This window comes from Pseudoalteromonas sp. S558, from assembly GCF_005886635.1.
Lineage (GTDB): Bacteria > Pseudomonadota > Gammaproteobacteria > Enterobacterales > Alteromonadaceae > Pseudoalteromonas > Pseudoalteromonas aliena.
This window is the reverse complement of record NZ_PNDU01000328.1, coordinates 1-6,420: the sequence shown is the minus strand read 5'-3', so window position 1 is coordinate 6,420 and position 6,420 is coordinate 1. Positions and strand designations below refer to the sequence as shown.

5 protein-coding genes are annotated in these 6,420 nt (G+C 38.7%); 1 reads left to right on the top strand and 4 read right to left on the bottom strand.

Features of this window, described 5'->3' with window-relative positions; translation table 11 throughout:
- Positions 1-50: 50 nt before the first annotated feature.
- From CWB66_RS18565 to CWB66_RS18550, 4 genes are all read right to left on the bottom strand, one after another.
- A complete protein-coding gene (locus CWB66_RS18565) occupies positions 51-374 on the bottom strand; it encodes a Bor/Iss family lipoprotein (RefSeq protein WP_077536314.1) in 324 nt (107 codons plus the stop codon).
- Complete coding sequence (locus CWB66_RS18560; protein ID WP_007376455.1) at positions 371-682, bottom strand: Bor family protein; 312 nt, start codon at positions 680-682, stop codon at positions 371-373. The genes CWB66_RS18565 and CWB66_RS18560 overlap by 4 nt, the downstream gene beginning before the upstream one ends.
- Positions 683-921: 239 nt before the next feature.
- On the bottom strand, positions 922-4,497 hold the full coding sequence (locus tag CWB66_RS18555) for an ABC transporter permease/M1 family aminopeptidase (protein ID WP_138586528.1): 3,576 nt from the start codon (positions 4,495-4,497) through the stop codon (positions 922-924).
- Positions 4,498-4,508: 11 nt separating this feature from the next.
- The gene (locus CWB66_RS18550; RefSeq protein WP_077536316.1) at positions 4,509-5,387 is read right to left on the bottom strand and encodes an ABC transporter ATP-binding protein; all 879 of its coding nucleotides are present in this window, start codon (positions 5,385-5,387) and stop codon (positions 4,509-4,511) included.
- Between the two features lie 176 nt (positions 5,388-5,563).
- Here CWB66_RS18550 and CWB66_RS18545 point away from each other — a divergent pair, with 176 nt between their 5' ends.
- Positions 5,564-6,241, top strand: coding sequence for a nitroreductase family protein (locus CWB66_RS18545; protein WP_077536318.1), 678 nt, complete (start codon positions 5,564-5,566; stop codon positions 6,239-6,241).
- Positions 6,242-6,420: the final 179 nt, after the last annotated feature.

Below are 6,420 nucleotides of genomic sequence, written 5' to 3'. Positions count from 1 at the left end.
AATATCATTATGATTCAATATATTAGTAAATATCTTAACCAGAGTTCAGGTTATTTAAATGGCACTTTAGTACAGCTCACTTCAACTGTTTTAGGATACCAAGCAGGACCCACTTGATTAACAGCTAATTCAGCTAAACCATTGGTAAAGGATTTATATGTATGAACGCTTTGCCATTCACCTTGTGGGCAATGAGTACTTAAATCTAACGGCTTAGATCCTTCATATAATGCAAGAGCAAAGTTATGATGCCATTGTGAACTCTCTTGAGTTTTATTGCTCACGTTATCTTGTACACCATTATCAAAGTAAATGTTCGTACATCCCGTTAATATAATTAACGTACAACTTGTTATAAGTAACTTAATACTCATAATGCCTCTCCCACTATTTCATCTTGGCACCATACTTTAATAGTGTGAGGTGCATATATACCGAGTGTAATTAAACTAAGTGCTCCGTCACTAAAAGTCTGTTGCGACTGCATTTGTGTCACTGATTTGTCTACACATACTTTTTTCACATCAACGCGTTCTTCTCCAACCAACCCCCATAAAAAGAACGGTCGGCTATCTTCATAACTCGCTTTGCTTGTTATTTTGGCTGCTTGCTGTGGCTGGATCGTCACCGCCGAGCAAGCAGTTAGACTTAGTACTAAAACGCTTATCATTAGCTGCTTCATGCTTATACCTTGTTGTTTACTCTTAATGACAACAGTGTACAAAATAACTAGAGTTAAGTTCGTAAGAAGGTGTGGGGAAAATGTAGCGGTTTATACAAAAATTTATACAATTTTCTACAAAGTTTAGGATGAGGGCTGCTTACTAAATGAGTTTACTGTTAGCTATCAATAACCTCTTTAATAGCTATAAAAATGCCAGTCAGTAAAACGACTGGCATTTTTTATACTGCACTTAAAAACTAAAGTGCTTTAATATTATCGCCACTTTTTTTGTCTATTAACTTAATAAAAGGGTCAACACCAGCAAATTTAGGTAACTCTGTTACCTTTAATGTAATAGTATTTTCACCTGTTTCTATCTCGTGTTTTTGCATGTAGATCACCGTATTTTCACTATGTATCTCATTCGGATCTGCACTAAATAAAGCAATATCTATCATTTGCGCTAGCGGTACATCTTCTTCATTTCCTTCACCATCTGCATGTTTTTTTGCTGCAGAAATTGTTAGCGTAATAATATGTTCGCCATCAACAGATTCAGCCTCTTGCACATTAATATCACTGAGTTTTAGCTCATATAATGTAATAGCATTAAACTGATCTTCAATAAATATTTGCTCTTGCTCACTCGCCTCTCGTTTTAAATAAGCAATAAAGTCTAACGTGATTGGATAACGTTCTTGCGCATATTGGTAATCTTGTAAAAACGCTCGTAAAACTGTATTTAAACGTTGTTCACCCAGTAAATCATGGATGGCCATCATAACTACAGACCCTTTGTTATAGTGGATGTATTGCTGCCCTACTGTACGTGCAAGAGTACGCTCATCATAAGACTCAGTTGTGCGCCCAAACAAGTAGCGATCAAGTTCATACTTTAAAAACTTACGCAGGTTATTTTCACCATACTTTTCTTTCATCACCATAATTGCTGAATATTGCGATAACATTTCAGACAAAATATTAGAGCCTTCGACGTTTGCGCCAATCACTTGGTGCGCCCACCATTGGTGTGCTAACTCATGCGAGGTAACATAGTAAGGAAAGTTAATGTTATCAGAGTCACGCGTATCAGTAATGAAGCCCATATTTTCAGAGAACGGTACTGTATTAGCAAAACTCTGCGCAAAGCTACGATAACGAGGGAACTCAATAATACGCATTTGCTTATGCTGATAAGGACCAAACTCTTTAGAGAAGTAATCTAAAGAATCTTTAGTCGATTGAATCATTGCATCTACATTCCAAGCATGATCTTTGTGATGGTAAACCTCAATATTTACACCATTGTGCAGCTCTTTTTTCACCTCAAGCTCCATTGAGAGCAAAGTGTAAAAATGCAACATAGGTGCATCCATTTCGTATACAAAAGTAGTACGGCCATCTATAGTACTTTGTGATTGCAAGTAACCTGGAACCATCGCAATTTGCGACTCATCGGTGGTAATAGTGGCAGCAAAACTGACATAATTATCCGCAAACAAAGGTTGGTTATGATATTGCGTTTCTTCAATTTTATTACCGCGTTTTAACTCTGGTAAACCTCTTTGACGACGCTCATTTTTATCTTGTATTTGCTTACCAAAGGAATAACCAAAACTAGGGAACAGTGCCGTGTTGTCAATAAAAGTACCGTTATACACAAGTCGCTCATCGCTTCCTCTATCTTCAAACCCTTCGGTATAACGCTCTACGCTCATTGTAATTTCACGGCTTTCGTTTGGTTGCATGGGTTTAGTAAACTCTAACCAAGCATGACGATACTGCTCGTTTAACTCCCCAAATTGCGCGCCATCCACCTCAACACTCCATTTATGAGTATGATCAGGCTTATTTACTAATATTCGCGTAATCGGTTGTTGCGATTTATTCTCTATCTGCATTACCACGGTAGCTGTAATACGACGTTCTTGAGGGTAGATATCAGCAGTAACAACAACATCTGTTGGAATAGGTAAAGCCGCATCTACAAACTGACCAAACTCACGCTCATATTGCTCTTGCAAGTCTTCATACTGTTCACTGGTTATAAATTGATTGAGAACCGTTGTGTTGTAGTAAATAAAACTTCCTACACCACCAAAAATAAGGGTACCACATACAATAACCGCTTTACCTGAATTGCCTAGCTGATAGCCTAACAACTGAACGCGTGCTTTAAAATTTTGCCCAGCACCACGAGGCCAAAGCGCATAGCTAAGTGCAGCAATAATCATGCTAAAACCTAACCAGTATAAATTATACCAATGCACCGCAGTTAAAAAGTGGCCATAACCATTAATATCTGAATAAGGCGCCTCTGGCGTGCCACCTATTACAAACATATTATGCTCAAAACCATAGTTACTCATCACCAAAGTAGCGATAAAGTACAGCACATATAATCCCATACCTACGTATTTATTTGGGCTAATTACTTGTAGTAAAAAGGCAAAACCACCTTGAAAGATAAGCCCGAGTACAAATAAATAACCGAGTCTAATTACATATTGTGCAATATCAAAGTTCGCCATGCCCATCATCATTTGATAAAACAATGTCACCACGGAGCCAAATGCGCATAACAATAATAAAACAGCACTCAGCGCTACATATTTAGAGCCCCAGAACACCCAATTCGCAACAGGGTACGCATCGATAATGTCGGCCATTCTGGATTCACGATCATGCCATACAAGTTCACCACAATAGTAAACAAGTACTATCATCATCAATATGCCAAAGCTACCTTGAATAAGCTCAACCATTCTAAATGTGACTGGCCAAACATCCGTTCCGTATGGACCCATTGAGCCTACCAACGCTGGAATTAATGTCGCTAAAGATAAAATAAGTAAAATACCAAACGAATAGCTTTTTATAACTTGTTTGACTTCAAAAACAGTACGCGTTAAAAATTGCGACCACGCATTACTTCCTGTCGCTTTTGCCGTTATATTAAACTTAAGTGCAGCTGCAAAATTAGTATTATTACTTTTACTCGCCTTGCCTTTCACTTTTTGCTTTTGAGCCAAGTGATGAGATGTATTGAGTGCTGCAATTGCCAATGCTAGTAAGGCAACACCGACCCAAATTAACCTATTATGTAATAACTGATCAGTTAACGTAATTTCCATTACATTACGCTCTGCTATTGTCCAGTATTCCATCTGCATTCTCATTGCCGACATACCAAACATATCTAGGTAAGCTGAGATTTCACGATATTGGATATCAGAGAAAATATTAGATCCAACCAGATAGCTAATAAGTAGGGCAACAGCAACTAGATAGAGCGTTACCATGCTACGAAAGCGTATTGCCACAGCATTAATGAGTGATGAGACAACAAACAAAGAAGGTGCTGCAATATAAAAGAAAGGCACTAAATAATAACTTAGTTGGTTTTCGCCTATCATTTCACTGTCTAACCAACCCATTAAGCTACCAAAACCACTACCAACCCACACACCCAACATAGTGCTTGAAAACACTAGTAGCGTAACTAAATAGGCCCCAATGAATCGACCAGCTCTATACTGAGCGATGTTTAGTGGCTTACTCAGTACCAATTCGTTGAGCTTACTCACGTCATCACGAATAGCTGAGCTTCCAACAAAGTTGACCACTAAAAAAATAGCAAACACCGACATAATCGCAATAACTTGCAAAATTGCGTAAGGAGAATTTATATTTACATTGCTGCTTCCCCCTATTTGCACCGAGTCAGAAACCGATGCCATAAAAGTAAGAAAAAACAAAATAAGTGACGTGATATAGAAAGAGGGCTGACGCATAAAATAGCGCAGCTCAAATTGCATCATTTTAAACAACATAATCAGTATCCTTATGCTGCTTTATTGCGGTGTTGGTGCAATGTTGAAAAATAGACGTCTTCTAAATCAGCAGGCTTAGACTCAAACCCTTCTGGCGCATCGTCAGCAAACACACTGAGTAATGTTTTGCCTGCAAACAAACGCTTCGCTATTACCGGTAATGATTGCTCCAGCTCTGCAGCTTCTGCTTGGCTCATCGCTTTGTGCCATATTTTTCCCTGCAGCGTGTTAGTCAACTCAATTGGGTTGCCTTCAAGTAAAATTTGGCCACTTGCTAACACGGCCATATTTGGGCAAAGCTCAGACACATCTTCAACTATATGCGTTGATAAAATCACCACTTTACTTTCGCCTAAACCGACCAATAAGTTATGAAAGCGATTGCGCTCTTCAGGATCTAGACCTGCTGTTGGCTCATCTACAATGAGTAAATCAGGGTCACCTAATAAAGCCTGTGCAATACCAAAACGTTGGCGCATACCGCCCGAGAAACCACTCACCGCATTTTTTCGATGATCATATAAATTAGTTTGCGCTAACAACCCTTCAACAGCCTCTTTACGCTCAGCCTTATTACTTAAACCTTTTAAAATCGCCATATGATCAAGTAAATCATAAGCACTAACACGCTGATAAACACCAAAGTCTTGTGGTAAATAACCTAAACGCTCACGTAAGCTTTTAGGTTGTGTTAGCACATCTATACCATCAAATACAACGCTGCCACTATCGGCTGATTGCAGTGTAGCGATCGTTCGCATTAATGAAGATTTACCCGCACCATTAGGGCCCAGTAAACCAAACATCCCTTTAGGGATATTTAAATTGACACCTTGTAATGCATGAACGCCGTTATCGTAGGTTTTTGATAACCCTTTTATTGATAGCATTTTACTTCCTTTGATTTTAATAATTATTTTTTCTAGTGTGTTATATCACAAGAAAAATAGGAACATTAGTTACTTATCAGTGAAGTTTGTAACAAAAAATAAACACCAATAAGGCTTGCATGAGCTATATTCACTCGGTATAAAAACTACACACTATTTATAAGAAGCGAAAAGCCATGCAAAAACATCAAAGCCAACCACTAAACGACTTTATAGAATACCCTCACAATGAAATGCTAAAACGTGCTAACGAGTTTTTACAAACCAGCCAACGCCGCCATAGTATTCGTAGTTTTAGCGATCGCCCTGTCCCTAAAGATATTATTGAAACCTGCATTAAAGCTGCGGGCACGGCACCAAGTGGTGCAAATCATCAACCATGGCATTTTGTAGCTATAAACAGCACTGATATAAAAAAACAAATAAGAGCAGCGGCCGAAAAACTAGAGCGCTCTTTTTATGAAGGACGAGCAGGTGAAGAATGGTTAGAGGCATTAAAGCCACTGGGAACCGATGCCAATAAACCTTATTTAGAATATGCGCCTTGGCTTATTGCGGTATTTAGTCAAAAAAAGGGCGGCGTAAGCAGTGATGATAAAAATACTAATTACTACGTGCATGAATCAGTTGGCCTTGCTACCGGCTTTTTAATTCAAGCACTGCACAGAGCTGGCCTTGCTACATTAACTCATACGCCAAAGCCAATGAGCTTTTTAACCGATATTTGTGGCCGAGATAAAGATAACGAACGCCCGTATATGCTGCTTATTGCAGGTTACCCAAGTGAGGATGCAACCATACCTGCTCACGCGCTCGATAAAAAATCTATCGATGAGATAGCAACCTTTATTTAACCTGAGCTCTGGTTAAGAGGTTTACTAACGTATTGAATCATGCTGATATTTAAATTTATTTTCTCTAGCCAGAGATTTCCAGTAAAAATAAGGCGGATTTACGCGTCAATAGCTGGCCTATTGCAAGTAAATTCAACGCAGTTAGCGCTGAAAATAGCTGCTCGAGATAGATTTTTTTT